At 68.7% G+C, this 26,509-nt stretch carries 29 protein-coding genes; 15 read left to right on the top strand and 14 right to left on the bottom strand.

Features of this window, described 5'->3' with window-relative positions; translation table 11 throughout:
- Positions 1 to 221: 221 nt before the first annotated feature.
- Both F0U63_RS00145 and F0U63_RS00140 read right to left on the bottom strand, forming a co-directional pair.
- Positions 222 to 1,304, bottom strand: coding sequence for an MBL fold metallo-hydrolase (locus F0U63_RS00145; RefSeq protein WP_395842414.1), 1,083 nt, complete (start codon positions 1,302 to 1,304; stop codon positions 222 to 224).
- Between the two features lie 107 nt (positions 1,305 to 1,411).
- Positions 1,412 to 1,822, bottom strand: coding sequence for a winged helix-turn-helix transcriptional regulator (locus F0U63_RS00140; RefSeq protein ID WP_395842411.1), 411 nt, complete (start codon positions 1,820 to 1,822; stop codon positions 1,412 to 1,414).
- A gap of 148 nt (positions 1,823 to 1,970) precedes the next feature.
- Here F0U63_RS00140 and F0U63_RS00135 point away from each other — a divergent pair, with 148 nt between their 5' ends.
- Together F0U63_RS00135 and F0U63_RS00130 are read left to right on the top strand one after the other, a co-directional pair.
- A complete protein-coding gene (locus F0U63_RS00135) occupies positions 1,971 to 2,960 on the top strand; it encodes an MDR family oxidoreductase (protein ID WP_395842408.1) in 990 nt (329 codons plus the stop codon).
- A gap of 108 nt (positions 2,961 to 3,068) precedes the next feature.
- Positions 3,069 to 3,962: an enoyl-CoA hydratase/isomerase family protein gene (locus F0U63_RS00130; RefSeq protein WP_395842405.1), complete on the top strand. Its 894-nt coding sequence runs from the start codon at positions 3,069 to 3,071 to the stop codon at positions 3,960 to 3,962.
- A gap of 164 nt (positions 3,963 to 4,126) precedes the next feature.
- Here the strand turns inward: F0U63_RS00130 and F0U63_RS00125 are convergent, their stop codons facing one another.
- Positions 4,127 to 4,984 (bottom strand): HNH endonuclease, encoded by an 858-nt coding sequence (locus F0U63_RS00125; protein ID WP_395842403.1) that lies wholly within the window; start codon positions 4,982 to 4,984, stop codon positions 4,127 to 4,129.
- A 235-nt stretch (positions 4,985 to 5,219) separates the two neighbouring features.
- On the opposite strand from F0U63_RS00125, the gene F0U63_RS00120 reads away from it, so the two are divergent.
- The 5 genes from F0U63_RS00120 to F0U63_RS00100 all read left to right on the top strand — a co-directional run bounded on the left by F0U63_RS00120 (position 5,220) and on the right by F0U63_RS00100 (position 9,386).
- Positions 5,220 to 5,444: a hypothetical protein gene (locus F0U63_RS00120; RefSeq protein ID WP_395842401.1), complete on the top strand. Its 225-nt coding sequence runs from the start codon at positions 5,220 to 5,222 to the stop codon at positions 5,442 to 5,444.
- Positions 5,441 to 6,289, top strand: coding sequence for a LysM peptidoglycan-binding domain-containing protein (locus tag F0U63_RS00115; protein WP_395842399.1), 849 nt, complete (start codon positions 5,441 to 5,443; stop codon positions 6,287 to 6,289). The genes F0U63_RS00120 and F0U63_RS00115 overlap by 4 nt, the downstream gene beginning before the upstream one ends.
- A gap of 886 nt (positions 6,290 to 7,175) precedes the next feature.
- Positions 7,176 to 7,877: a DUF429 domain-containing protein gene (locus tag F0U63_RS00110; RefSeq protein ID WP_395842396.1), complete on the top strand. Its 702-nt coding sequence runs from the start codon at positions 7,176 to 7,178 to the stop codon at positions 7,875 to 7,877.
- Between the two features lie 67 nt (positions 7,878 to 7,944).
- The gene (locus tag F0U63_RS00105; protein ID WP_395842393.1) at positions 7,945 to 8,532 is read left to right on the top strand and encodes a Uma2 family endonuclease; all 588 of its coding nucleotides are present in this window, start codon (positions 7,945 to 7,947) and stop codon (positions 8,530 to 8,532) included.
- Positions 8,533 to 8,630: 98 nt separating this feature from the next.
- Positions 8,631 to 9,386: a hypothetical protein gene (locus F0U63_RS00100; RefSeq protein WP_395842391.1), complete on the top strand. Its 756-nt coding sequence runs from the start codon at positions 8,631 to 8,633 to the stop codon at positions 9,384 to 9,386.
- A gap of 44 nt (positions 9,387 to 9,430) precedes the next feature.
- On the opposite strand, the gene F0U63_RS00095 is transcribed toward F0U63_RS00100, so the two are convergent.
- Positions 9,431 to 10,063: a hypothetical protein gene (locus F0U63_RS00095; protein WP_395842389.1), complete on the bottom strand. Its 633-nt coding sequence runs from the start codon at positions 10,061 to 10,063 to the stop codon at positions 9,431 to 9,433.
- Positions 10,064 to 10,076: 13 nt separating this feature from the next.
- The gene (locus F0U63_RS00090; RefSeq protein ID WP_395842386.1) at positions 10,077 to 11,246 is read right to left on the bottom strand and encodes a hypothetical protein; all 1,170 of its coding nucleotides are present in this window, start codon (positions 11,244 to 11,246) and stop codon (positions 10,077 to 10,079) included.
- A 128-nt stretch (positions 11,247 to 11,374) separates the two neighbouring features.
- On the opposite strand from F0U63_RS00090, the gene F0U63_RS00085 reads away from it, so the two are divergent.
- Together F0U63_RS00085 and F0U63_RS00080 are read left to right on the top strand one after the other, a co-directional pair.
- Positions 11,375 to 12,952: a CapA family protein gene (locus F0U63_RS00085; protein WP_395842383.1), complete on the top strand. Its 1,578-nt coding sequence runs from the start codon at positions 11,375 to 11,377 to the stop codon at positions 12,950 to 12,952.
- Positions 12,953 to 13,121: 169 nt separating this feature from the next.
- Positions 13,122 to 14,420 (top strand): MFS transporter, encoded by a 1,299-nt coding sequence (locus F0U63_RS00080; protein ID WP_395842381.1) that lies wholly within the window; start codon positions 13,122 to 13,124, stop codon positions 14,418 to 14,420.
- A gap of 60 nt (positions 14,421 to 14,480) precedes the next feature.
- Here the strand turns inward: F0U63_RS00080 and F0U63_RS00075 are convergent, their stop codons facing one another.
- Together F0U63_RS00075 and F0U63_RS00070 are read right to left on the bottom strand one after the other, a co-directional pair.
- A complete protein-coding gene (locus F0U63_RS00075) occupies positions 14,481 to 14,984 on the bottom strand; it encodes a hypothetical protein (RefSeq protein ID WP_395842378.1) in 504 nt (167 codons plus the stop codon).
- A 120-nt stretch (positions 14,985 to 15,104) separates the two neighbouring features.
- Entirely contained in the window at positions 15,105 to 15,929 is an 825-nt protein-coding gene (locus tag F0U63_RS00070) for an acyl-CoA thioesterase (RefSeq protein ID WP_395842377.1), read from the bottom strand.
- A 161-nt stretch (positions 15,930 to 16,090) separates the two neighbouring features.
- Here F0U63_RS00070 and F0U63_RS00065 point away from each other — a divergent pair, with 161 nt between their 5' ends.
- From F0U63_RS00065 to F0U63_RS00045, 5 genes are all read left to right on the top strand, one after another.
- Positions 16,091 to 16,654 carry a hypothetical protein gene (locus tag F0U63_RS00065; RefSeq protein WP_395842375.1) on the top strand — a complete coding sequence of 188 codons (564 nt, stop codon included), beginning with the start codon at positions 16,091 to 16,093 and terminating at the stop codon, positions 16,652 to 16,654.
- On the top strand, positions 16,651 to 17,400 hold the full coding sequence (locus F0U63_RS00060; protein WP_395842373.1) for a hypothetical protein: 750 nt from the start codon (positions 16,651 to 16,653) through the stop codon (positions 17,398 to 17,400). Before F0U63_RS00065 ends, F0U63_RS00060 begins: the two co-directional genes overlap by 4 nt.
- 45 nt (positions 17,401 to 17,445) lie before the next feature.
- On the top strand, positions 17,446 to 17,643 hold the full coding sequence (locus F0U63_RS00055) for a hypothetical protein (protein WP_395842372.1): 198 nt from the start codon (positions 17,446 to 17,448) through the stop codon (positions 17,641 to 17,643).
- Positions 17,640 to 18,389 (top strand): hypothetical protein, encoded by a 750-nt coding sequence (locus F0U63_RS00050; RefSeq protein ID WP_395842370.1) that lies wholly within the window; start codon positions 17,640 to 17,642, stop codon positions 18,387 to 18,389. Before F0U63_RS00055 ends, F0U63_RS00050 begins: the two co-directional genes overlap by 4 nt.
- Before the next feature lie 153 nt (positions 18,390 to 18,542).
- Positions 18,543 to 18,836: a hypothetical protein gene (locus tag F0U63_RS00045; protein WP_395842368.1), complete on the top strand. Its 294-nt coding sequence runs from the start codon at positions 18,543 to 18,545 to the stop codon at positions 18,834 to 18,836.
- Between the two features lie 3 nt (positions 18,837 to 18,839).
- Here F0U63_RS00045 and F0U63_RS00040 read toward each other — a convergent pair whose 3' ends face one another.
- The 4 genes from F0U63_RS00040 to F0U63_RS00025 form a co-directional block, all read right to left on the bottom strand.
- Positions 18,840 to 20,360, bottom strand: coding sequence for an insulinase family protein (locus F0U63_RS00040; RefSeq protein WP_395842366.1), 1,521 nt, complete (start codon positions 20,358 to 20,360; stop codon positions 18,840 to 18,842).
- Entirely contained in the window at positions 20,360 to 21,760 is a 1,401-nt protein-coding gene (locus F0U63_RS00035) for a M16 family metallopeptidase (protein WP_395842364.1), read from the bottom strand. The genes F0U63_RS00040 and F0U63_RS00035 overlap by 1 nt, the downstream gene beginning before the upstream one ends.
- A 129-nt stretch (positions 21,761 to 21,889) precedes the next feature.
- Positions 21,890 to 22,612, bottom strand: a complete 723-nt coding sequence (locus tag F0U63_RS00030) for a class I SAM-dependent methyltransferase (protein ID WP_395848547.1) — start codon at positions 22,610 to 22,612, stop codon at positions 21,890 to 21,892.
- A 38-nt stretch (positions 22,613 to 22,650) separates the two neighbouring features.
- A complete protein-coding gene (locus tag F0U63_RS00025) occupies positions 22,651 to 22,872 on the bottom strand; it encodes a hypothetical protein (RefSeq protein WP_395842362.1) in 222 nt (73 codons plus the stop codon).
- Positions 22,873 to 23,094: 222 nt separating this feature from the next.
- Here F0U63_RS00025 and F0U63_RS00020 point away from each other — a divergent pair, with 222 nt between their 5' ends.
- Positions 23,095 to 23,610 carry a secretin and TonB N-terminal domain-containing protein gene (locus F0U63_RS00020; RefSeq protein ID WP_395842360.1) on the top strand — a complete coding sequence of 172 codons (516 nt, stop codon included), beginning with the start codon at positions 23,095 to 23,097 and terminating at the stop codon, positions 23,608 to 23,610.
- 8 nt (positions 23,611 to 23,618) lie between these two features.
- On the opposite strand, the gene F0U63_RS00015 is transcribed toward F0U63_RS00020, so the two are convergent.
- The 3 genes from F0U63_RS00015 to dnaA form a co-directional block, all read right to left on the bottom strand.
- A complete protein-coding gene (locus tag F0U63_RS00015) occupies positions 23,619 to 24,245 on the bottom strand; it encodes an NAD(P)-dependent oxidoreductase (RefSeq protein ID WP_395842358.1) in 627 nt (208 codons plus the stop codon).
- A gap of 200 nt (positions 24,246 to 24,445) precedes the next feature.
- Positions 24,446 to 24,967, bottom strand: a complete 522-nt coding sequence (locus tag F0U63_RS00010) for a hypothetical protein (RefSeq protein WP_395842356.1) — start codon at positions 24,965 to 24,967, stop codon at positions 24,446 to 24,448.
- Between the two features lie 101 nt (positions 24,968 to 25,068).
- Complete coding sequence (dnaA, locus tag F0U63_RS00005) at positions 25,069 to 26,424, bottom strand: chromosomal replication initiator protein DnaA (protein WP_395842354.1); 1,356 nt, start codon at positions 26,422 to 26,424, stop codon at positions 25,069 to 25,071.
- Positions 26,425 to 26,509 lie beyond the last annotated feature (85 nt).

Raw genomic sequence — 26,509 nt, 5'->3', positions numbered from 1 at the left:
GAGTGAGTGTCTCGGCACTTAACGTTTAGTGGTGAAACATCGCGAGGGGGAGCGGCAGGCTTGGTGTCTCCGCTCCTCCTTTTTTATGCGGTTGAAATGTAATAAATCTCACGTTCGACGTAGCTTGACCCCCCCCTTCGACACATGAGCCAGAGCATTCAAGGCACGGAAAAATGGGTAAGGTCGAAGAAACAAGTCCTTTGACACCTTCCCAGCCCATCTCATGGCTTTGGCACCAACGTCGGAATCGACGCGAAGCTCCGCGGATCATGCGCGACGACGATGGTCATCTCCGGGTATCGCGCTGAGATCGCGGCCATATGCGCGAGGTTCTCACGAACGAGCCGAGGCTCGACATCCGCGAGGCGCTGCGTGAGCGGGCGCTCCTCCTGCTCGGTGACGCCCTCCAGTTGCCAGGCAAGGTCTCCGACAAAGGCGTAGCGCTTGTTGTCCGGAAGCGTCACGAAGACAATCACAGAGCCCGGCGAATGGCCGGGCGCCGGGACGATCACCACCGTGCCATCTCCGTAGACATCATGGCTCTCCGCGAAGCCGAGATAGGGGTGCGCATCGAATCGATACTCTTCGAGATGCAGCGACTTGATGCTTCTTGCCGGGGCCGTGGTGAAGTCTTCACCTTGTACGAAGCTTCGTTCCGCGGGAGCTATCCAGACAGGCACTTCGGGAAAATCCGCGGCGCCGCTGATGTGGTCCCAGTGGGAGTGGGTCAAAAGGATCGCGCGCAGCCGGGTCGGGTCATACCCGCTCGATTGGAGTTGCTCGCGCGCGGTCTTGTTCAGCGAGTATCGTGTCAGGAGCCGAAAGAAGAGAGGCAGCGTCGCGAGGTGCCGTGCGATATCCCGGCCGAACCCGGCGTCGATCAAGAGATCTCCCTTGGGGTGCTTGATCAGGGTCGCGGTCATGGAGAACTCTCGCGGCTCGAAGAGAGAGCCACCGCGATACCCAAAGGACGCGCTGCGGTAGGTGGCGCCGGTCGGAAGCTGGGCAATCGACATCTCGGAAGGCGCGGAAGCCGGCGGGAGCGCGCCGATCTCGAAGGTCTTCGCTACGGAGAACGGCGACGCACGATAGGTAGACAAGAGCCCCAGCGGCAGCAGATAGAGCGAGAGAGAGAGCGCTCGCAGGGGACGAGAGAACGAGCGCAGAAAAGAAAAGCCAGCGACGCAGGCACTGCCAATCAGAGCGCCAGGAACTACCAGCCATGAGGTCGGCCCGTGAGCGCTCAAGAACAAAATCCATACTGCGAGCAGGACCGGCGCGACGCACGTCAGGAGCCATTTCATCGGGGATTGCCTGGAGCCTCGGCGCATGGGCGGAGGCGATGCGCTGCTCTCGCGAGCGGTTGGAGAGGTCGTCCACGTGGAGACTACTTCCCAGAGGGGCGGTCTTCCTAGTCAGCCGCGGCTGGTGCTTTGGCTCTGGAGGCCAACAGCTCGCTCGCCGCACACGTCGGCATTGCATCGGGTTCGACACCCTGACTGCGCAGGTAGGTCATGCCCCATTCGCGCAGCGTGAGCAGGACCGGCGCCAATGAGCGACCGAACGGCGTGAGTTCGTACTCGACCTTCGGCGGCACCTGCGGATAGACGCGGCGCACGACGACGCCGTCGTCCTCCAGCTCGCGCAGTTGCAGCGTGAGCATGCGTTGTGTGGCCTTCGGGATGCGCCGCGTGATTTCCATGAAGCGCAGCGTGCCGCCCATCAGGTGGAACAGGATCAACGGCTTCCACAGCCCGCCGATCACCGAGACCGTGGCTTCCACAGGGCAACCGCTCTTGGGGTCATGGCGCTTGGACCGCATACGTACATCCTTGATAGGAGTGTGGCTTCCACAGGGCAACCGCTCTTGGGGTCATGGCACTTGGACCGCATACGTACACCCTTGGTAGTAACCACCATTATTGTGCCTTCTTGTGGTTTTGTCAGTACCCGCCGCATTGTGGGCATCCATGGGAGGCCCCATTCGCGCACTGCTGACAGAGAAGACAGAGGCCGGGTTGTCGACGACCCTCACCCACCTCGATCCCGCCGAACTCGGCGAAGGCGACGTCACCGTCCGGGTCGAATGGTCGACGGTGAACTACAAGGACGCACTCGCGCTTTCAGGGCGCGGCCAGATCATCAAGAAGCTGCCGCTGGTAGGCGGTATCGACCTCGCGGGCACCGTCGAGTCGTCGGATGACGCCCGGTTCGCGCCGGGCGACCGCGTGCTCGTCAACGGCTGGGACCTGAGCCAGACGCACCACGGCGGCTACGCCGAGAAGGCGCGCGTGCCGGCCAACTGGCTCGTCCCCGTGCCCGACGCCTTCAGCACGCGCGACGCCATGGCGATCGGGACGGCCGGCTACAGCGCCATGCTGTGCGTGCTCGCGCTCGAGCATTCCGGCCTGACTCCCGAGGACGGCGATGTCCTCGTCACCGGTGCGAACGGCGGCGTCGGCTCCATCGCGATCGCACTGCTGTCGAAGCTCGGCTACCGGGTCGTCGCCTCCACCGGCCGCGTGTCGGAGGCGGAGCACCTTCGCGCGCTGGGCGCGGCGGACGTTATCGACCGCAATGACCTCGCGCGGCCCGGCCCGCCGCTGGGTCCGGAGCGCTGGGCCGGCGCGGTGGACGCCGTCGGCAGCCACACGCTCGCCAACATTCTGGCGCAGACGCGCTATCGCGGCGTCGTGGCCGCCTGCGGACTCGCGCAGGGCCCGGACCTGCCGACGTCGATGGCGCCCTTCATCCTCCGCGGCATCACCCTGGCCGGTATCGATACCGTGAGAGCGCCCCGCGAGTTGCGGCTGGCGGCATGGGCACGCCTCGCGACGGACCTCGAGCTGCCCAAGCTGGCCGCCGCCACGCGGGAAATCGAACTCGCCGACGTCCCCGCCACCGTCGCGCACCTGCTGCGCGGTGAGGTCAGGGGACGCCTGGTGGTGCGGATTCCCTGAACGGTCGAGTGGAACGCCGTCGGCGCGGGCCGTCCCTCGAGGCGCCGGCGATCGAACCGAATCGAGGGACGCGTCACATCCGAAACACCCAAGCACGGAAGACAGCACATGACACAACGACAAGCCACGCCCTCTCTCCTCGATATCAAAGCGCATGGCTCCACGCTGGTGGTGCGCATCGACGGCGGTCCGCTGCAGCTCTTCAGCGCCGACGTGGCGCTGCAGCTCGAAGCACTCGTGGAGCGCGTGGACAAGGATCCCGAGGTGCGTGCGGTGGTCTTCACCAGCACGCATCCGCAGCGGTTCATGAGCCATGCGGACGTGAAATGGCTGCAGGAAGGCGGCGCCGACTTCGTCGCGCGCCAGAAGTCGGGTGCGCCGCCGCCAGCGGCCTCGGAGGGCTACGTCGGGCTCGACCGCCTGCACGCGATCTTCCTTCGCATGAACAGCATCGGCGTGGTGTTCGTCGCCGCACTCGAGGGCCAGGCGCTGGGGCTCGGCGCGGAGTTCGCATGGGCCTGCGACCTGCGGGTGATGGCCGACACGGACGCCTTCATCGGTCAGCCGGAAGTGCTGCTGGGGATCATGCCGGGCGGCGGCGGCAGCCAGCGCCTGACCCGGCTGGTCGGGTCACATCGCTCGCTCGTCGCGATCCTCGAAGGCAAGCCATTCACGCCCGCGCAGGCACTGGAGTTCGGTGCGGTGGATGCGGTGGTGCCGAAGGCCGACGTCGTCGCGAGGGCCATCGAGCTCGCCCAACATCTGGGCAAGCGCGACAAGGCGGCCGTAGGCGTCATCAAGCGTTCGGTCTACTTCGGTGGCTCGCTGCCGCTGCCAGACGGCATCAAGCTCGAAGCCAAGGAGTTCCTGACGCTCAACGTCTCCGCGAATGGTCAGAAGTTGATGCTCGCCTACCAGGCGAAGACAGCCGAGCGTGGGGAGCTTCCGCTCTACGCTCCTGGTGGCTATGACGCCGCGCTACGGACAGGACAGGTCGTCTAGCTGGCGTCCCGCGCCGCCCGCCTTGGTTGATTGGTCCCATTCAGCGGCGCATGGATGCGGATGGGATTGATCCGCTTTTTTGGCTCTCCCGCACATGTTGTGCTTCGCCGGTGACGGGCAGACAAGCTGCTCTCATCCGGTCAGTTCGGGGATTCACCCACTCATCAGGTATTCGTGGCGTCCCGCAGCGCAAATGCCTGGCGGTGGTCCTTCAAATACTGTTTTTGCTCTGGGTTGAGTGGGAGCCGGAGAGGCGCAGGTACACCCAACAAGCGCCTTTCTTCCGATGTGAGGACCGATGAGTACAGCATCGCGCCTTGATCGGAGAAGCCAATCAGGCCACGGTCGAACAGCGCATCAAGTGTGGCGATCAACGGTAGACCGTTATTGGGGTCCAAGCGTTGAGCGTCTGTCGACCTGCACCAAGGCCTGGCGTGAGAGGCGCGCAGCACAGCACCGAGTGCACATCCAGTCACCGCACACCGGCCTTGCCACAACGCGAGCAATGCCTCGCGATAACGGCCTTGTCCTCTTCGCGCCTGCACAAGTGTTTCGACTTCGGTAACACCCTGGGGCGCACCAGCAGCGAGCGCGGCCACATCCGCTTCCTCGGCACGCGCATGCACCAGCTCCAGGAGTTCGTCTCCTGACTTCTCGAAAGATTGGACGGCCCTGACCGGGTTGGTACCCCAAACCCGTATCACGTCCTTGTAAGGGAGAGGGTCGGTCCGGAGATCCGCGTACCATGCAACCGTTCTGTGGAATTCCTCGCTTTCCAATGGACTGACGGTACCCGCTCCTTGCTTGACGCTAAATGAACGCTCGTCCAAGACTGTTCCCGCTGCGACGACGCCGTAGCCCTTTGCGTGAAGGAGGATCGTACTCCCTTGGGGAATGGTATCGATCTGTTGAAGGTACTCGGGTCCACCACTCGTCACGGCGATACCCCGGGTGATCCATTCTGAGTGATAGCTGTGATTTTTGTTCGATACCGCGTCTGAATTGATGAAGTAGCCTTTCATATATCCCCATGTTTTCTATCCGCAGGGGCAGGCCGGAACGGCGGCTGCCGCGGGCAGACAGCTCGGCATACCACAGTCCTCCCTCAGACGGGGGCGGAGCCGGGAGTCGCCGCGCTCGCTTCTTCGCCCGCCCCTGGTGCAACCCGGTTTCATGAGGGTGCACTCCGGCCATCACACCCGCCACCACGCCGCTCTGTCGTTTTGATGGTCAACCCGATTTCGGAGGAGAAGCCTCATGGCGGTCAAGAACAGAGCAGGGGAGAGCCGGCTGCCGACCCCGACCGATGACGAGATCGAGAGCAAGACACCGGAAGAAGAGGCGCTGCTGATCGACAGCGGCCCCGTTGAGGATGAGGACGAGCCGGAGGAGGAAGAGCTGTCGTTCAGCGACGACGATCCCGAGGACGTCGGAGTGGACTTCGTGGACGAGGACGAGCCGGAGAAGGAGGTGGCGCCATGAACGCCCACCTCGAGAAGTTCCTGGCCGTGGCACGGTCGCAGGTCGGTTACCGCTCCTCCCGGATGCCGAATGGATTACCGCGCACGAAATATGGCGCGTGGTACGGCCTCCAGCACCAGTACTGCGCGATGTTCGTGTCGTGGTGTGCCGCCAAGTCCGGAAACGGCGCGGCGTTCCGGAAGCGAGCGTTGGTGCAGGCGCTCATCGACGATTTCAGGAGGAAGCGGCGATTCGGCGCGAAGCCGCGCGTTGGCGCGCTGGTGTGCTTCGACTGGAGGCCTGGAAGACCCGGGGGCAACCACGTTGGGATCGTGGTCCAGGTGAAGAAGGACCACATCGTCACGATCGAGGGCAACACCGGCAAACCGAACGGCGTCCACCAGCGCATCCGAAAAGCGAGCATCACGGGTTACTGCTACCCGCCGTTCACCGACCGCGCCAGGCCCCCTCCGAAGAAGCCTCTGCCTGGCGCTCCAGTGCCCAAACCCGCGGCCTCGCTGACCTACACCACGAAGCCGGGCGACACGCTCTCGGCCATCTCCAACCGCTTCAAGGTGCCTGGCGGCTGGAAGGAGCTCGCGCGGGTCAACCGGATCAGCAACCCCAGCTTGCTTCAGGTGGGCGTCAAGCTGGTGATTCCCGGCGGCAGGGCGCCCCCCGCGCCGGCCAAGAGGGCCGTGCAGATCTGGCGCACGGTGGCCCCGGGCGACAACCTCTTGACGCTCTCCAAGCGCTTTGGCGTGCCGGTCACCACCCTGCTCGCGCGCAACAAGGGTCGGCCGGGTCAAGGAGAGATCAAGAACCCAAGCCTGCTGGTGGTCGGTCAGCGCATCCGTATCAAGTGAGCCCGCGTCACTTCGGCGAGCCGCCGCGCGAGGCGTTCGGCGGCGGACCGTCGGTTCCCGGCCCCCCTCTACCAGGAGCGCGGCGCTGGGCGTATGAACAGGCTCACAGCAAACATGTGAACTGCATCACTGTGGGGACGGCGGAGCCGTGGTATGAACCGGAGTCGGCCCTCCCGAGCGCATCTGGACTTTGGAGGAGCTGGGTGCGTGGGGAGATGAGCTCACGCGGAAACGGTGAGTCGTCGTTCCTTCCGCGCCCGGGATTCCATTGACTTCAAGTACGTGCCCAGGCATGGTTTAAATTGAGCCGATACGATGTTTCTCAAAAGGTTCCAAAGGGCGAGAGCCCTTGAATTCACGACATGGGGATGAAGTCGCCGATGCGTTATTTCAAGTCATGGGTGTTTGCTGCGTTTGTCGCAGGTGCTGCGATCACGGTGGGATGTGGTGAAACCGAAGCAGAGCTTGGCGTTGAGGGCCAGGAACTGAAGTCCCAGAAGTCTGGGATCAAGTCATCCGAGCATTGCCCCGTCTGCACGGACTCACAGCAGATCTGCTGTGAAAGCATCGGTGTCGGTGATGTTCCTTATTGGAGCTGTTCCACCGCTAGCCTACCATGCGATGCCAACTGTGCCGACCGCTTCACCTATGGGGGAGAGTGCTTGGGTGATCTCTGCATACCCAAGGGTCGCAAGTGCGAGCTGTTGTACTAGCGATAAGCAGACGAGTGGGAGCGCCCTGAATGGGCAAGGCGCTTCATCCTGTCCCTACCCGTCTTGGCGTTCGAGTTTCCTCCAAGCCCCCGGACATCCATGTCGTACACTGTCGGCGTGAGGCCCCTGCTGGGTGGGCTCTCCGGGGACGGCGCAGGTAGTAGGCTCGGTGCGTGCGTTTTCTGGGCTGGGATTTGAGCGACCCGTTCGCGCGCCGTCCCCGCGCCGTGGACGTGGCCGTGGTGGACCTCCACGGGCGGGTGGACTTCGAGCAGCGCGAGTGGCCCGCCCCCGACGACGAGGGGCGGCTCGATCCGGAGGCCCTCGTGACGGCGTTCCCCGTGGGCCCTTCGGACGTGGTGGTGGTGGATGGGCCCCAGGCGCTCGCGCGGCCGGGGGCCCGGGTGCGCGAGGCCGAGCGGCTCTTGCGGGCTCCGGGGCGGACTCCGGACGTGCTCCCCGTGCCGGGCGCCCCCTTCCAGGGCTTCGTGCGCGGCGGCGTGTTGCTCTTCGCGGCCCTGCACCGGCTGGGCGCCTTGCCGATGCTGGACGTGGACACGTCCGAGCCGGACCGGGCGCGCTTGTTCGAGGCGTTTCCCGGAGCCACGTGGCGCCACCTGGCTGTGGAGAAGTTGGGGAAGAAGAGCTCCCCCGAGGGGCGGGCGGCGAGGCGGGCGCGGCTCGAGGCGGCGGGGCTGCGATTCGCGCGGGGCGTGCTGCCCACGCATGACGAGCTCGACGCGGCGCTGTGCGCGTGGCTGGGGTGGCTCACCCGCACCGCGCCCGAGCGCGTCCACGCGGTGGGCCTGCCCCTGTGGCGGGACACCGAGGGCTGGCTGCGCGAGGGCCGCATCCTGGACGTGCGGCGCACCTGACCTCGGATGTCACCTCCTCGTGTATGATGCGAGGAGTCTGGCGGGAAGGCCAGGAGGAGGAGTGCGCATGGGTCGGGGAAAGCGTCCAGCCACCTACGAGGACATCGAGGCGCTGCCGCCGGGATGGGTGGGGGAGATCATCGACGATGAGCTGTGGGCGTTTCCACGGCCGGCGATGTGGCACGCGTGGGTGGCCTCGGTGCTCGGGGCGAGATTGGGCAATGCCTTCAGCTATGGGCACGGCCACGCGGGAGGCTGGTGGCTCCTGGACGAGCCGGAGTTGCACCTGGGCCGGCAGGTGCTGGTGCCGGACCTGGCGGGCTGGCGCCGGGAGCGGGCTCCGGGGTTGTTGGAGCGGGACAATCCCTTCCTCGACCTGGCGCCCGACTGGGTGTGTGAGGTGCTGTCCCCGTCCACGGCTGCGCTGGATCGGGGGCGCAAACTGGCCGTCTACCACCAGGAGGGGGTGGGCCATGCGTGGCTGGTGGATCCCCGCGCTCACTCCTTGGAGGTGTATGGCCGAGGGGAGAAGGGCTGGCGGCTCGTTTCCCGTCACGGCGGTGAAGAGACGGTGCGTGCCGAGCCCTTCGACGCCGAGCCGCTGGAACTGGGGCTGCTCTGGGCTCCGAAGTCCATGCCGGCTCCTGGGCCCTGAGGACCTCTCCTCCACGGTGGGAACCCAACAGGACGGGCCAACCCTCTTGACTTGAATGGTCAAATCCGTTTCCGTGAAGGCTCACGGAGGGGCGTCGCGTGGCGAACGAGAAGAGTGGAGAGGACAGGCGGTTGGGGCCCTTCCGGTTGGGCAGGCGCTATGGCGAGGTGGGGCCGGACCTGGGACGCCTCTACGAGGCGCGCCATATGGCGACGGGCAGGCCCGCCCTGACGTTGTTGCCTGGGGAGCGCGTGGAGTGGACGCCCGAGGGTGACTGGGCCGTGAGCCTCTTCTACAAACGTGAATCCGCGTCGGTGTCGCTGCGGGTGGATGAAGCGCCTGCGTCGGCGCGGGCCTCGGAACTGGCCGACCTCCTCGTGCTGGCGGATGCCGCGGTCCGGCGCGTGGAGGACAATCCCAGACTGTCGGAGCACCTCGCGTCGGGACCCTCGCACCGGCCCTGGCGTGCCCGGCTCGTGCCTGTTCTCGCGGGTGTCGCGGGACTCTCCCTGGCGCTCGGTGTCTGGCTCTACGCGACGAGTGATTCCAGGCGTCAACCGCTCGCACCCGTCGTGGTGTCCGAGGCTCCTTCCGAGGCGGATGCTCCGCTCCTGTCCGACTCGGAGCCACCGGTTCCAGAAGCACTCGCCTACCCATTGCCCGCCAAGCCCTTCAGGGATCAGGCCGCGGCGCCCTGCAAACCCCAGGTGGATGAAGTCGAGATCAACGGTGGATGCTGGCTGGCTGTGAAGCGAAGTCCTCCGTGCCTGGACGTCCAGGCGGAGTACCAGGGCACGTGCTATCTGCCCGTTTCGAAGCACCGGGGACGTCCGCCTCAATCCGCCCAGCCCTGAAGCCATCCCTGCCGCGTGACGTTTCACGCCCGCTCGGGTTCGGGTCAGTAGACGATGCAGTCGAACTTCTCGATGACGGCCTGAAGCTGTTCTGGCGTGCTCTCGAGCCGTTCCACCAGGGTGGGCGCGTAATAGGTCAGTGCCCTGGTTGGAGCCGGATGAGCGTGAAGATCGTCCACGAGGACGTCGCCGACCAGACCCGGCCACCTGACGCTACGCAGTTCGGAGACCCTGCGAATGGGGTCCAGAATGGTGAAGCAGGGCCACTTGGGGAAGCGCAGGGTGGTTGGGTCACAGCCCATGATGCGGCAGCCATCCAGACGGGCCTCGGTGAAGTCACAGTTCTCGATGAAACCGTGCTGATACTCCGGTTCACTCCCGTATTCGGGCCAGTGCCCGAAATCACAGCCCGTCAGCCGGCCCTTGAACCGGCAGCCCTTGAGCGAGGCTCTTACCCAGTCCTGATGGTTCTTCAATTCCTGCTTCACCTCGAAGGTGCAGTCAATGAACCGGGCGCCGAGGATGTGTAATCGCCTGGCTGATACCTTCAAGACGACGGTGCAGTTGCGCAGCGTCAGGTTGGGGCCAAGGAAATAGAGCGAGTCTTTGTCTGTCACCTCGAACCGCTCGTTTTCGAGTTCCTTGTTCTTGATGATGACGTTCTTGAGCCAGCCCATGGGCATCACTACCTCACGCGAGGCCGAGCCTCCCGAGCGTCACCTCGCGCACCCGGGGAATCCGGAAGCGGTAGAGGAAGGCATCGGCGAAGTAGTGCGCGAGCACCAGCGCGTTGGTCACCGTCACCCCAAGGGTCCATAGCGGCTCCTGGCCCAACAGCCAGCGCGTGGCCGCGCCCCCCGTCGCCGAGTCCACCAGCGGCACGAAGGGGCTCTGCGCCACGCCCACGAGGATGAGCGGCAGCATCACCCCCAGCATCGCCGCCCACACCCCTCCCCCGCGCAGCCGCGCCCCCGTCTCCCCCGGCGTGGGCTCGAGCATCCGCCCCGTGAGGAAGAGGTACTCCAAACCGTGGATGCCCGCGCTGAGCACCACCCCCCACGCCGGCCACACCAGGTACACCGCCACCACCGCCACGTGGCTCAGCACGTACAGCCGCCTCGGGCCGCTCATCCCCGCGGGCCCCCGCAGCGCCTGGACCATCCGCCCCGCGAACACCGCCCACACCCCGAGCAGCACCCACGTCGTGGCGTATGGCAGTGCCCCGTTCTCCGCCTGCCCCACGTTCACCAGCGGCACGTCCCCCGCCGCGTCCGTCACCGGCACTGCCAGCGTGCGCGCCATCATCAGCACCAGCGCGAGCGGGACGAACACTCGCTGCAGCCGCCGCTCGGCCTCGCCCAGCGCGGGCGCTCCCGACGCCCGGGCCCGCAGCCCATGCAGCGCCCACAGCCCCTTCACCTGGGACAGCGTGTGGTGCGCCGCCAAGAGGTGGATGCACGCGGCGAGCATCAGGTTGAGCTGGGGCGCGTGCTGGCCCGCGTACCACAGCACCCCCAGGCACCCCGCGAACACCCCCGAGGAGGCTCCCACCAGCAGCCACCCCTGCGAGGGCGTGGTGCGCAACAGCTCGCGCCGCGTGCCCACCAGCAGGAAGGTGAGGATGACGTGCGTGCCGTTGAAGAGCACGTACTGCGACGCCCACCGCCCCAGCGCCCACGAGTACCCCTGGTACCCCTCCCCCGTCGTGTCCGCCAGCCACACCGCCACGAGCGTGAGCAGCGCCGGCACCAGCACGAGGCTCACGTCCACCCGGGGCGAGAACAGCCACAGCCCATCGAAGCGGACGGCCGGAGCGGACGAAGCCGCCGGGGAGGAGAGCGCGGGAGCGGGCGAGGACATGAAGCGCGCACTATAGGCCCCCCGCCCCCGGGCCCGCCTCCCGCCCGGCCGCTCTTCCTTCGAGCATGCCCCTCCCGTGCGTGCCGCTCCCCTTCTCCGCCCTCGCCCCCCGTAAGATGCGCGCCCGCATGCGCTCTCGCTCCCTCCTGCTCTCCGTGCTCGCGCTCTCCTCCCTCGGAGGCTGCGCCAACTGGCGCGCTTCCACCGCCGAGCCCATCCGCCGTCCCATCTCCGACGCCCCGTCGGTTCCCCCCGAGGCCAACGTGCCTCCGATGCCGGCTCCGCCCGCGCCTCCCGCCGCGGCCCCCGAGGCGCCTCCCCCCGCCCCCGACGCTCCGCCCGCGCCCCCTGCTTCCGCTGCCGCGCCGGCCGGCGCCGCTCCCCTGGCCACCACCGCCGCCGAGGTGGACGCGCTCTACGCCCGGGGCGTCGAGGCCCTCAAGGCCAAGGACGCCCCCGCCGCCCTCGAGGCCTTCTCCGCCTGCGCCCGCTCCGCCCCCGAGCGCGTGGACTGCCAGTGGGAGCTGGGCTGGGCGTATTCGCTGCTCAACCGCTGGCAGGAGGCGCTCGCCGCGTGGAGCGTGGTGCAGCGGCTCGACCCCGCCCACCCGGACCTGGAGGATGCCCTCACCCAGGCCCGGGGCCAGACGGCCCTCCAGCGGCAGCTCGCCGAGCCCGCCGCGCCCCCGGGCTCGCGTCCCCCGCCTCCCGCCGACGCCCGCCTGCGCATCCGTGCCGTGGGGGACGTGATGCTCGGCACCTCCTTCCCCGAGGGCCTCCTGCCCCCGGACGATGGCGCCGCGAGCCTCGCCACGGTGGCGCCGCTGTTGCGCGACGCGGACCTCACCTTCATCAACCTCGAGGGGCCCCTGTGCGACCACGGCGCGACGCAGAAGTGCCGCCGCGGGGGCAACTGCTACGCCTTCCGCTCGCCCACGCACTATGGCCGCTACCTCAAGGACGCGGGCGTGGACCTGGCCTCCACCGCCAACAACCACTCGGGCGACTTCGGCGAGCTGTGCCGCCGCGAGACCGAGGCCACGCTCGATTCCCTCGGCATCGCCTGGAGCGGCCCCGCGGGCACCGTCGCCACCGTGGAGAAGAACGGCCTGCGCGTGGGCATGGTGGCCTTCCACACCTCGGCCAACTGCAACCACGTCAACAACCATGCCACCGCCGCCGCCCTCGTGCGCCAGGTCAAGGCCGCGCATGACCTGGTGCTCGTCTCCTTCCACGGCGGCGCCGAGGGCGGCAAGGCGCTCAACATCCCCCAGGGCACCGAGATGTTCTACGGCGAGAACCGGGGCGACCTGCGCGCCTTCACCCACGCCGTCATCGACGCGGGCGCCGACCTCGTCATCGGCCATGGCCCCCACGTCGTGCGCGCGCTCGAGTTCTACAAGGACAAGCTCATCCTCTACTCCCTGGGCAACTTCGCCACCTATGGCTCCTTCAACCTCAAGGGGCCCCAGGGCCTGGGGATGATCGCCGACGTGGAGCTCGACGCCCAGGGCCGCTTCCTCTCCGGGCGCCTGTTGCCCACGCGCCAGGAGGGCCGCGGCATCCCCCAGCCGGACCCCTCGGGCGAGGTGCTCCCGCTCGTGCGCCGCCTCACCGGCGAGGACTTCCCCACCACCGGCGCCCTGGTCGGCCCCGATGGCCGCATCACTCCCCGCAAGGTCTCCGCCTCGCGTGAAGTGAAGTAATCCGTGCTCCAACGGGTTTCCATGTGAGCGATTGGGACCCCCACGAATGTACTGGGATTGAAAAGAATGGCGTGACGCTCGTGAGCGAGGAAGCGAGCGTGCATTTCCTGTCATCCCGAGGGGGGGAGGGCCTGCGCGGCGGGGGCGGATGCGATACAAGGAGAGGGCCGTGCGCGCCCTCCATCTGTCTCGCTATTCGTCGCTCCGGGCCTTCGGGCATCGGGATTTCGTCCACGTGTGGTGGGGAACGCTCATCTCCAACATCGGCACGTGGATGGAGACGCTCGCCCTGGGCGTCTTCGTCACCACGGTGACGGGCCGCGCCGAGGCCACCGGAGGCATCGCCGCGCTGACCTTCCTGCCCGCGGTGGTGCTGTCGCCGGTGGGCGGCGCGCTCGCGGACCGGTTCGATCGGCGCAAGTGGCTCGCCGCGGGCACGCTCGTGCAGGCGCTGCTGGCGCTGGTGCTCACCGTGCTCGCGCTCACCGGCCGGCTCACCGTGCCCGCCGTGGCCGTGCTGTCGCTGCTCAACGGGTGCACCAACAGCCTCATCAACCCGGCCTTCTCCGCGCTCATCTCCCAGTCGGTGCCCCCGGAGGACCTGTCGAGCGCGGTGAGCCTCAACTCGGCCCAGTACAACCTCGGGCGCATCATGGGCCCGGCGATCGCCGCGGGCGTGCTCGCCGCGGGCGGCATCGCCTGGGCGCTGGCCATCAACACGCTGTCCTTCGTGGCGGTGCTCGTGGCGCTCTGGCTCGTGCGGCCCTCGGAGCGCCCGGTTTCGCGCGGGAGCGAGCCCCTGTGGTCCGGCATCCGGCGCGGCGCCGAGGTGGCCCGGGACGACGCGGGCATCCGCCTGTCCATGGTGGGCGCGCTGGCCGTGTCGGCGCTCGTGGCGCCCTTCATCGGGCTGGTGCCGGTGTTCGCCATCCGCGTCTTCCAGCAGGGCGCGGCGGCCACCTCGCTGCTCGTCACCATGCAGGGCGTGGGCGCGGTGCTCGCGGCGATGCTGCTCGGGCCCCTCATGGAGCGGCTGGGGCGCCGGCGCCTGCTCGAGGCGTGCCTCGTCCTGCTCGGGCCCATGGCGGCGGTGTACTGGATGACGCCCACGCTGCACGCCGCGGCGCTCGCGATCGTGGGCCTCGGCGCGCTCTACATGGCCACGCTCACCTGCATCAACACCACGTGCCAGCTGCGCGTGCCGCGCGAGCTCCAGGGCCGCATCAGCAGCCTCTACAGCATGATGATCGCCGTGGGGTACGCCGCGGGGGTGTGGTTGCAGGGCCTGTTCGCGGACCGGTGGGGCGTGCGCCTCGTCACCGGGGGCTCGGCGCTGTTGTTCCTCGCGCTCGTGCTCACCCTGCGGCTCATGCGCCCGCGCGCCTTCGAGGCCACCGAGGCCCCGTGCGTGGTGGACCCGGGGCACCGCGCCGCGCCCGCGCTGCACCTGGAGGGCAACGACTTCTGAGGCCGCCCGCGCGGGGTGCACCGCGCGGGCAGGCGGGAGGACGGCTTCTTTCCGCGTCCGCTACTTCGCTTCCACGGTGAGCACCATCCAGCGCTCGGTGCCGTGGTCGATGCGGATGTTGCTCGCCCCGGCCTCCTGGAGCTGGTGCACCACGCGCTCGAGGAACTGCAACTGCTCCTGGGTGGCGTCCACGAACACGTTCTTCGCGCCCGGGCCCTTGCCGGGCTTGGGCTTCTTGGCCGCGGGGGGCGCGCCGGCGGCGGCGGCGGACTCGACGGTGGGCACCACGCGCAGCGGCGTGGCCGTGGGCTCCTCGGCGGGCGCGTCGGTGTCGGCGTCGGCGTCGCTGTCCGCCTGGGACTCCTCGGCCCGGTCGGCGCGGGCCTCCGTCTCGCTCAGCGCCTGCTCGCGCAGCTCGTTGAACGTCTTGGCGTTGAGCGAGGCGCCGAAGCGGTCCTTGTACGTCTCCATCGCCTCGTTGCGGCTGATGTCGGGCTGGGAGCGGAAGAGCTCAAGCAGGAACGCACGGCGCTCCTCGATTTGGTCCTGGGAAATCCTTGCCATCTGTGGGGAACCTCGGGGGGGTAATCGCGGTGTGCCGCGCGCGGGGCACGGCACGCCGGGCGGCGCAAACTACCCGAGCCCCGCCGCGAGAGGAAGTCACCTCTGGCGCGGGTGCGTCGCTCAGCGCGGCTGGGGAAAGATGGCCGCCATCTGCCGCAGCTGGGCGAGCAGCTGGCCGTCCTCGCTCCACAGGTCGGCGAGCTCGTCCGCGTAGCCGAGCGCGGCGTGCCGGGACTGGCCCGCGCGCAGGTAGAAGGCCTCGGGCGAGGCGGAGGCGAGCGGCAGGGGAGCGTAGAAGTGCACCGTGTAGTCCATGGTGGCGCCCAGGGCGGGGCCGTCCACGCGGGCGAACGCCGCCGGGGGATAGGCATCCAGCAGGCCCACCACGAGCGGCGCGTCGAGCGGCTCGGCCACGCGCGGGCGGATCCACCCGCCCAGCCGCGCCTCGGAGGCTCCGGAGGAGGGCGGCGCGCCCACGCACCAGCGGTAGTCGAATTGAGCGCAGAAGGCGGGCATCGCCTCGGTGGGCGCCGAGGGCAACGCGTGGGGCGCGGGCACCTCTGGCGGGCGCGCCTCGGTGAAGACGAGCGGCGTGTCGCGCGAGGTGGCGAAGGTGGCGCTCGCCAGGCACGCCACCTGCCCCGCCTGCTCCAGCCGCGCGGACAGGTGCGAGACCTGACGTCCGGCGCGCTCCAGGCGCACGGTGATGAGCGCGTCCTGCTCGGTGACGGGGGCGCAGAAGTGCACGGTGAGCGAGCGCGGCATGCGCTCGGGCTCGTTGAGCTCGCGCATCATCGAGCGCAGGAGCGCGCCGCCCAGCAGTCCGCCGTAGGAGCCGCGTCCCTGGAACCAGTGGGGAAGCACGCGGCCGGCATAGCGCCCCTCTCCGAGCGCGTTCCAGGTGGTGGAGCTGGCGAAGGGAGGACCGTGCGGGGGGGCTTTCATGGGCGGGGTCCCTATACCCGCCGCGAGGGGCGCATGCCACGTACCCGGAGTCAGCGGGCCCTCGGCGACACCTGACTTTTCCATCCCGGTGGGAGGGGTGTGACGTAGGAGGTGTGCTGGGTTCTTGAATTGCGGATTTCATGGAGATAACCTGGATTTCCATGAACTTCCTGCGTGGCTGTCTGGCCATGTTCCTGCTGGTGGGCCTCTCCGGGACAGAGGGCGCGGCGGCTCCTGTGGCCGAGGTGGTGGCCACGCAGGTGGTGGCGGCGGACTCCCTGCGCACCCATACCTTCAGCCTGCTGGCGCGAGGCCAGGTGACGGAGGCCATCGACTACTGGGTGCTGACGACGGGCAAGGAGGCCCCGGCCTGGTTGTTGGCGATGCGCACGTCGTTCGACGCGGGCAAGCAGGTGGCGGGGGCATGCCAGGGCGTCGCCCAGAACATCTACACGGCCTTCACCCAGTTGGGCGGCAGGCCCGAGTTCGTGCAGCTGACGACCCGCTCCCAGAAGGAGGCCGGGTACATCATGTTCAAACTGACGAACGGCAAGGACGTGAATATCAGCCACACGGGCTACCACGTGCTGGTTCGGATGCAGGGCCGTGCCTATGACGCCTATACGGGCGCCGCCGGAATGCCCTGGGCGGAATACATGAGCAGGCTGGGTGCACGCACGGAGATCACCGAGAAGGTCGTCGAGACCGTGGCGAGGGTGCCATGAATCCATCCACTCCTCCGCCCACGGGACTCAAGCCCGCGGTGCCTTTGCTGGAGCTGCTGCTGCGCGTTCGTGAGGACATGGACACGCGCCCGGTGGGTCCCTACCGGTACATCGGGATGCCCGATGTCGATTGGGTGAACTGTTTCAAGGGCGGGTACCGCGAATGTCTTGATGTGCTTGGCGTGGACGAGGGATCCGACGTGTTGTTCGGTGTCTGGTTGAGGGATGTCAAACTCGCCTGGCCCGGAGAAGGCTGGGAACCCGCGTACCTGCGCGAATGTGGCGGTGATCAGACACGCGCACTGCGCAAGTACCTGGACCATGTCGCGGAGTTCCGCTCGCTCTCTCCCGAGGAGCTGGCCGCGATTTCCTGGCGCATCCCGGAGGACGTCCAGTTCGCCACGCGCACTCCCCAGTTGATGCCCACGCGTGAGCCTCGGCCCACCCTGGACTTCCTCATGGAGATCCGCCGGGAGATTGGCGACACCGAGGGACGTCTGGGTCTGTTCATCGGCCCCATCACGGTGCGGCGCATGGAGGGACTCATCGCTGGCTATCGCCTGTGCCTCGGTCTCGTGGGGGCCCGGGACGAGGAGTACGTCCGGTTCGAGCGCTGGCTGCAGGACGAGAAGGGCGTACCCGTGGGCCAGGAGTGGGCCCAGCCCTTCCTCACCGCCTGCCAGGGAGACCACGAACAGGCCATCCGCCGGCTGCTCGGCTTCGCCGCCGAGTTCCGTGCCGCCTGAGCGCTTTTGCAACTGTCCACCGACAACCGGGGCAGGTTTGGATTCATGGTGTTCAATCTGGCGAATGGCAAGGAAGCAAGTATCAGCCACACGGGCTATCACGTGTTGGTCCGGATGCAGGGCCGCGCCTATGACGCCTATACGGGCGCCGCCGGAATGCCCTGGGCGGAGTATTTGAGTCGATTGGGGACGCACTCGGCCGTCACCGAGAAGGTCGTCGAGACCGCGGCGAGGGTGCCATGAATCCATCCACTCCTTCGCCCACGGGACTGAAGCCCGCGGTGCCCTTGCTGGAACTGCTGTTGCGCATCCGCCAGGACATGGAAACGCGCCCGGTGGGCCCCTACCGGTACATCGGGATGCCCGATGTCGATTGGGTGAACTGCTTCAGGGGTGGTTACGGAGCGTGTCTTCATTCAATGGATGTGGACGAGGGGCCGGACCTGCTGTTCAACACCTGGTTCCGTGACATCAAACGCGCGTGGCCGGCGGAGGGTTGGGAGTCTGTCTATCTGAGCGAATGCGGCGGAGATCAGACGCGCGCGCTGCGCAAGTACCTGGACTACGTCGCGGAGTTCCGGGCGCTCTCCCCCGAGGCGCTGGCCGCGCTTCCCTGGAACGATCCGGAGTGTGATCAACTCGCCACCAGCACGCCCCGCCTGGCGCCCGCGCGGATGCCCGCGGTCACCTTGGATTTCCTCATGGAGATCCGTCAGAGGATCGGCGACAGCGTAGGGCGGTTGTTCATGTTCATCGGCCCCATCACGGTGCGGCGCATGGAGGGACTCATCGCTGGCTATCGCCTGTGCCTCGGTCTCGTGGGGGCGCGGGACGAGGAGTACGTCCGGTTCGAGCGCTGGCTCCAGGACGAGAAGGGAGTCCCCGCGGGCCAGGAGTGGGCCCAGCCCTTCCTCGCCGCCTGTCAGGGAGACCATGAGCAGGCCATTCGCCGGTTGCTCGGCTTCGCCGCCGAGTTCCGCGCCGCCTGAGTGCTCCTCGTGGGGGGCCGTCGCGCCCGCCGTGCTCCGGAAGCGGGCGGGCGGGCGGGCACTCTTCCGGCTCCGGGTAGCCGTGGGGCGAGGGTCCGCCCCACATTGACGGATGCGCGCAACCCCGCGCGTCCGCATCCGAGGAGCCTTCCCATGGCCGGCAACGAGAAGCCGAGGAAGTACAGCCCCGTGCACCCGCACGAGAACCCGAGCAACAAGCCGCCTTTCGCCAAGGATCGCGTGGAGCGGGGTCTGGAGGCCGATGACACCCGGCCCCTCTACGCCGCCGACTCCACCCATGACTCCCAGGAGCAGAAGTTCTACCTGGACGGCGACGGGGAGCAGAACCTCTCCGACATCCGCACCCCCATCTCCGAGGCCGATGAGGAGCTCCGCCGGCGCCACGTCCGCACCGAGTCCGAGGAAGACGAGGCGGACGCGCGCTGAGCGTCAGGGCTTGGGGGCCGGTGTCTTCGCCGGCTCCCTCGCCACCAGCTTGCCGAGCCCCAGCGGCTCCACCTGCTGCTGGATGACCTCGGGGTCTCCCACCAGGACGATCTGCATGGCGTCCGGGCCCAGGTAGGCCTCGGCCACGCGCTGCACCTCGGCGGGCGTGGCCTTCTCCAGGCCCGCCACCGTGCGCGCGTACTCATCCAACGGGCGCCGGCGCAGGAAGAGCTCCGAGGCGCTCGCGCCCAGGCCCTCCACCGACTCGAAGCTGCCGGGGAACGCGCGGATGAGGCCCTCGCGCGCCGGCTCCAGCTCCCGCGGGGTGATGGGGCGCTCGCGCAGGCCCTTGAGCTCGTTGACGAACTCGCTGACCGCCGCGCCCGTCACGTCCGCGCGCACCGACGAGGACGCCGTCAGCGGCCCCACGCCCAGCCGCGCGTCCGAGCCCGAGTTGGCCCCGTAGCTGTAGCCCTTGTCCTCGCGCAGGTTCATGTTCAACCGGCTGCCGAAGAAGCCGCCGAACACCGTGGTGGCCAGGTCCAGCGCGGACTCGTCCGCATGTCCCGCGGCGATGCCCGGCCGGCCCATGAGGACGATCGTCTGATCCAACCCCGCCTTGGGCACGAACACCACCTGGCCCCGCGCGGGCGTGGGGGGCGCGGGCGGCACCGGCGGCAGCACGGCCTTGCCCTTCCAGTCGCCGAAGGACTTCTTCGCCAGCGCCACCGCCTGCTCCAGCGTGATGTCACCCGTCATCACCAGCGCCGTGGTGCGCGGGCCCACGTTCGCCTCGTAGAAGGCCTTCACGTCGCGCACCGTCACGCCGCTCACCGTCTCGGGCAGGCCGCTCGTCGGGTGCCCATAGGGGTGCGCCGCGCCGAACACCACGTCCAGGAACGCGCGCTGCGCGAGGAAGCCCGGGCTGCCCAGGGCACGCACCAGCTCGGCCAGCTGCAACTTCTGGCGCCGCTCGAAGTCCTTGGGCGAGAACGTGGGCTGGCGCACCACCTGGGTGATGAGCGCCAGCGCCGCCTCGGTGTTGCGCTGGAGCACCCGCACGCCCAGGATGGCCCCGTCCGAGCTGACGCTCACCGAGGGCGACACGCCCAGGTTCTGGAAGGCCTGGTCCAGGGCGAGCGTGTCCTTTCCGGCCGCTCCCTCCAGCATCATCTTGTAGGTGAGATCCGCCAGGCCCCACTTGCCCTTGGGGTCCGTCGCGCTGCCCGCGGCGAAGGCGGTGCCCACGTAGACGAGCGGCAGCTCCTTGCGCGTGCTCACCAGCACGGTGAGCCCGTTGTCCAGCACCGCCTGCTCGAAGCGGGGCAGCACCAGCTCGGGCGCGGGGCTGGCGGTGGGGGGCTGATCCCGGAAGGACTCGGGGTCCGTGGAGGGCGTGGCGGGGGCCTGGGGACCGGGGGCCGTGGAGGGCCCGGACGTGGGCTCGGGCGTGGGCTGGGGCGCCGAGCGGCAGGCCGCGGCGAGCAGCGCCAGGGTGGAGACGGCGAGGAACAGGCGGCGCATCACGGCTTCTCCTTCGAGGGGGCGGGGGACGGGCTCGGCGTCGAGGGCACGGCGTGGAGCACCACGCGCTCGGTGGGCTTGAGCGTGTCGCGGGCGAAGTCGCGCACGCGCTCGGGCGTCACCGCGTCGTAGCGCTCCAGGTCGTGCACGAGGAAGCCCGGGTCGCCCCGGAAGTGGTTGTAGCTCTGCAGCGTGTCGGCCTTGCCGCCAAAGCCCCCCACCGACTGGAGCCCGGCGAGCATCTGCGTCTCGAAGCGCGTGCGCGCCTGGTCGAGCTCCGCGGCCGTGGGACCCGCGCGGCGCATCTCCTCGAGCACCGCGTCGATCTCCTTGACGAGCGCGTCGCTGGACACGCCGGGCCGGGCCACCGCCTCCACGGTGAAGACGGACTGGGCGCCGAGGCTCTGCTGGGAGGCGCTCACGCTCTGCGCGAGCCCCTTGTCCACCACGAGCCGCTTGTAGAGCCGGCTGGACTTGCCCGTGCCGAGCACGTTGCCGAGCATGTCCGCGATGGCATCGCCCTCGCTCAGGTACGGCGGGGTGAGCCAGCCGATGACGACCAGGGGCAGCGTGCCGATCTTCTCGTCGTGGCGGACAATCTTCTCCCCGGTGAGCTTCACCGGGGCCACCTCGGGGCGCGCGGGCTTGGGGGTGCTCGGCAGCGTGGCGAAGTACTTCTCGATGAGGGCGCGCGCCTCTTGGGGCTCGAAGTCACCCACCACGGCGAGCGTGGCGTTGGCGGGGGCGTACCACTTGCGGAAGAAGGCCTTCACGTCCTCCACGGTGGCGGCGTTCAGGTCCGCCATCGAGCCGATGACCTTGCCGTGGTAGGGGTGGGGCGCGGGGAAGAGCGTCTGCCAGAACTTCTCCTGGGCGATGCCGTAGGGGCGCGTCTCCACGCCCTGGCGGCGCTCGTTCTTCACCACCTCCTGCTGGGTGTGCAGCTTCTTCTCGTCGAGCGCGTCGAGCAAAAAGCCCATCCGGTCGCTCTCCAGCCACAGCGCGGTGGCCAGCTGGTTGCTCGGCACGGTCTCGAAGTAGTTGGTGCGATCGAAGTTGGTGGTGCCGTTCAAGTCCGTGCCGCCGAGCTGCTCGAGCAGGGCGATGTGGACGTCATCCGGCACGTGCTTGGAGCCCTGGAACATCATGTGCTCGAAGAGGTGGGCGAAGCCGGTGCGGCCGGGCTGCTCGTCGTAGGAGCCCACGTGGTACCAGACGTTGACGGCGACCACGGGCAGCTTGGGGTCGCGCGCGAGCAGCACCTCCAGGCCATTGGGCAGCGCGTACTTGTCGTAGGGGATGGCGAGTGCCTCGCGTCCGGGCGGCAGCGGTTTCGCCTCTTGTTGGGCGAAGGCCGGCAGGCCAAGGGCGAGGGCGGTGGCGGCGATGAACGCTTTCATGCGAGCGGGGCCCTCCTCGGGGTGGGTGAGAGGGGTCCCGCTTAGCACGTGCCCTCGCGAGGGCGGAGCGTGATTGGACGCGCCCACGTTGGGGGCTCAACCTCCGGCGGTCCGGACCCCTGGCGCGCCTCAGGGCCGGGTGGCGATCACCACGCACAGTCCGGCCCGGGCGTAGTGCTCGGGCAGGGGGTCGCGGTGCACGGCCACGTGGAAGCCCTGGGCCTCCAGGAGCGAGCGGGCGCGGGGCAGCAGGAAGGTGAGGTAGTACATGACGAAGGGAGGCCGCCAGAGCGCGTTGCGCACGTGCATGGCCGCGTTGAAGGCGCGCGCCATCCAGTAGCCCGGGCGCCAGGGCGAGGGCCGGTCCGCGGTGACGAAGAGGAAGCGTCCCCCCGGGCGCAGGGCCCGGTGGATGCCCTCCACGAGGCGGGGCTCGTCGCGCTCGAGGATGTGGCCGAAGGCGCCGAAGCTCGTCACCAGATCGAACGCCTCGTGCCACGGCAGCGCCAGGGCGTCGCCGCGCACCAGCTCCACGCGGGCCTCGCCGGGCGCGTGCTCCACGTTGCGCCGGGCCTCGTCGAGCATGCCCTGGCTCACGTCCACGCCCACCACCTCCTGGCGGCACAGGGGGCGCAGGTGGCGCAGGGCGGCTCCCGTGCCACAGCACACGTCCAGGGCCCGCTCCACGCTCCGGGGCGCTCCGGCCAGGGCGAAGCTCGCCGTCAGCACGTCCTCGGGCGTGCGGAAGGGCGTGTAGTCGAACTTCGGGGCGAGCAAATCATAGCCTCGCTCCACGGACTGCAAGCCCTGGTGGATCAGCTCTCCGAGACCGGGTCCCTTGGGATGGAACATGCCGTGATGTGAGCCGATGTCGTGGCCCGATGCATCACTCAATGCATCATGGGAGAGGGCTCATCCATGAGCCTGCCGGGGGAGATGTCCGCTTCCGCCCGGGCCTCGAAGGCGTTGCAGCCGCAGTCCCCGGCCACCATCAGGTCGAAGTCCTCCAGCTCCGGCTGCCGGCATTGGGCGATCTCCCCTCCGCTGGGGTGCGTGCTCTGGCTGTTGAAGTAACGGCAATCCTTGCAGTGGCCTGAGTCGTGGTTCGCCATGGGTGTACCCTCGTGGGCGGGGAAGCCTCCCCGTCAGAGATGGGGGCGCGCGGGGCCCGTCACAAGGCCGCCCCCGGGGGAGCGCTCCCCGGGTTCCTCCTGGACGGCCGCTGTGCCCTCCTGCGTTCGAGGGGAGACAGGGCGCGGGGAATGCCGGGGCCCGCGTGCCTGTCCACCGGGAAGGGCGCTACACTGGTCCTCCCCGTTTCCTGGAGGTCCTTCATGCGCTCTTCCCGCGCCGTATGGCTCGCGCTGGCCCTCACCGCACTGCCCGTCCAGGCGCGCGAGCCGAGCCAGACAAGGCGTGTCTCGCTCGACGTGGTGCGGGCTCCGGTGGAGGAGGTGCTGCGGGGGCTCGCGGAGATGGGCGGGCTGAACCTGGTGCTCTCCGAGGAGGTGCGGGGCACGGTGACGCTCACGCTGCGCGACGTGCCGTGGACGCAGGCCTTCCAGGGGGTGCTGGTGTCCCAGGGGCTGGGCATGGAGCGCAAGGGCAACATCCTGCGGGTGGCGCCCCTGCGGGTGCTCCAGGAGGAGGCCGAGACGCGGGCGCGGCTCGCCCAGGCGCGCAAGGACGAGGGCCCGTTGCGCACCTGGTTGCTTCCCGTGAGCCACGCGCGGGCGGCGGAGCTGCTGCCCCAGGTGCAGGCGCTGTTGTCGCCCCGGGGGCGGGTGAGCGTGGACACGCGCACCAACACGCTCATCGTCACGGACGTGGAGGCGCCCGTGCTGCCGTAGGCCGGGGCTCAGTCGCCGACGATGCCCACGCGCACCCGGTGGTACTCGGTGCCGGTGGCCACCTTGAGGGTGAAGTCCGCCACGTCCTCGGCGTAGACCTGTCGGCCGCCGGTGGGCAGGGCCTCCACGGCGATGCGGTACTTGCCCGTCTTCAGGCCGCTGGGCATGACGGGCGGACACACCACCACCCAGTCGAGCTCGCTCTCCTGGAGGGCCTGCAGCGCGCCGCGGTGATCCTCGAAGGCGTGGCGCAGGAAGGGGGGCAGGCCGTGCTCGCCGGTGAGGCCGCCGGCCGCGTGGGGCAGCAGTCCCGCGGCGCCCACCGAGACGAGCCGCTGGACGCCCTCGGCCTTCATGGCCGTGAGGATGGCGCGCGTGGCGTGGGTCACCACCGAGACGGGGTGGGTGGCGTCGCGGGCGCCGATCGCGCTCACCACGACCTCCGAGCCGCGCAGGGCCTCGGCGACGGTGGTGCCATCCTCCAGGCTGCCCTTCTTGATGAGGAGCTTGCCGTGCTTGAGCCCCAGGCGCTTGGGATCCCGGACGTACGCCGTCACCTCGTGCCCCTGCCCCAGCGCGTCGTGCACCAGCGTGTGCCCGACGCGTCCCGTCGCTCCAAAGACCGTCAACCGCATGGGTGTTGCTCCTCCGGAACCCTCCCGAGTGCATGCGCGGAGCTCCCCGCGGAGTCTCCGATGCACGGGAGTTGCCGGGAACCCGCAGCGGGCGGGTGCTGGCCCCCGGTATAGCGAACCCGGTGCCAGCTTGTCCCGGGGGTGTGCGGGGGGAAGGAGCGTCCCGGCTGGGCGACGGGTCCTCCCCGACCGCGGACGTCTCAGGTGATGAGAGGAGGCTGCCCGTGGGGGGTGTACTCCCGCCCGAGCAGGGCGCTCAGCTTGCGCTGCTCCTGCTGGACTCCATCCAGGCCCTGGTCGAGATGCCGCAGGCCCGTGTTGGTCCGCTCGATGCCCTGCTCCAGCATCTCCAACCGGGTGTTGTGGTGGTCGAACTTCTCGGAGACCTCGACCCGGAACGCGTTCATCTCCCGATGGAAGGTCTGGCGCCAATCGATGTCTCGCGACTCTGCCTGCTCTCGCAGACGCTGGATGTCCGCGGACAGTTGCCGGTCGCGCTGCTTGCTGGCGGCGGCTTCCTGGCTGACCCGGGCGGTCAGATCCAACAGATATTTCGTCTGGGCTTCCAGCTGCTTCGACTGGGCTTCCAGCTTGTTTTCCAGCACTTGCTGGCGCTGCTCCATGCGCTGAAAGCCCTGCCCCATCAACGCGAGGATCCGCTGCTCGCCCGGCGTGAGGGCCGGATCATCCTTCACCGTGGACATTGAATTGCACTGATCCATCGACGCACTCCTCTCGTGGAGACCGCGCGAGCAAGATGACTCATCAGGTCACCCGCAGTCAACCCACTCGAAAGGTCATGGAAGGGAGTGCGTCGGGCCGCCTACTCGCCCGTCAGCTTCGCCTCGAGCTCGTCCAGCTCGCGCTTCACGCCGAGGTCCGACTCGCGCAGCTTCTCCACCTTGCGCACCGCGGAGATGACGGTGGAGTGGTCCTTGCTGAAGCGCGCGCCGATCTCCGGGAACGAGGCCTTGGTCAGCTTGCGGCTCAGGTACATGGCCACCTGGCGCGCGTGGGCGAGCGCCTTGTGGCGCCGGTCCTCCTTGAGCGCCTCGGCGGGTACCTTGTAGTAGCGCGCCACTTCCTTCTGGATGGTCTCCACGTCCACCACCTGGCGCGTGGGCAGCACGTCCTTGAGCACGTGCGCCGCGAAGTCCACCGTCACCGGCTGGCGGCTCAGCGAGTGGATGGCGCTCACCTTCACCAGCGCCCCCTCCAGCTCGCGCACGTTCTTCTGGATGGCCCGGGCGATGAAGTGCGCCACCTCGTCCGGCAGGTCCAGGCCCTCGAGCACCGCCTTCTTCTGGAGGATGGCCACGCGCGTCTCGAAGGTGGGCTCCTGGATGTCCGTGATGAGCCCCATGCTGAAGCGGCTGCGCAGCCGCTCCTCGAGCCCCGGCACCTCCGCGGGCACCATGTCGCTCGTCAGGATGATGGCCTTGCCCAGCTCGTGCAGCGTGTTGAAGGTGTGGAAGAACTCGCGCTGCGTCTCTTCCTTCCTCCCGAGGAACTGCACGTCGTCGATGAGCAGCACGTCGCACTCGTCGCGGAACTTGCGCCGGAACTCCGGCATGCGCTGCTCGCGCACGCTCTCGATGAACTCGTTGGTGAACTGCTCGCTCGACAGGTACACCACGCGCTGGCTCGGGTCGCGCTCCCAGATTTTATTGCCGATGGCGTGCAGGAGGTGCGTCTTGCCCAGGCCCGTGCCGCCATAGATGTAGAGCGGGTTGTAGGCGCGCCCCGGGCTGTCGCTCACCGCCGCGGCGGCCGCCGCCGCGAGCTGGTTGCTGTCGGCCACCACGAAGGTCTGGAAGGTGAAGCGCGCGTTCATGCGCGGGGGCCGGGCGCCCTCGGGCTTCTGCGAGGACGGCGGGGGCTGGAGCGCGGGCGCCGGGGCGAGGCCCGGCACCACCTCGTAGGCGAGCTGCGTCGGCCCGTCCGTCACCCGCGCGAGCGTGGACTCGAGCAGCGGGCGGTAGTGGTCGTCCAGCCAGTCGCGGTAGAAGCGGTCCGGCACGCCCATGACCAGGGTGTCCTCGCGCACCTCCAGGGGCCGCATCCGGCCAATCCACCCGAGCGCGTACTCGAGCTTGTCCTGGCGGAGGCAGTCCAACATCCTCTCCCAGAGGTTCTCGGCACTTGAACTGGCGGGAAGGGGGCGGGCGAGCGCGTTCACGAAAGGGCTCCAGGCCACCGGCGGAGCGCCGGGTGGGAGTCCCGGGTGCTAACACGCACCCCCGAGCGATCAAGTTCACGGCCCC

The organism is Cystobacter fuscus, from assembly GCF_044360685.1.
In the GTDB taxonomy this organism is placed as follows: Bacteria; Myxococcota; Myxococcia; order Myxococcales; family Myxococcaceae; genus Cystobacter; species Cystobacter fuscus_C.
Note: the sequence above shows the minus strand (reverse complement) of the source record. Positions and strands in the feature narration are given on the sequence as shown.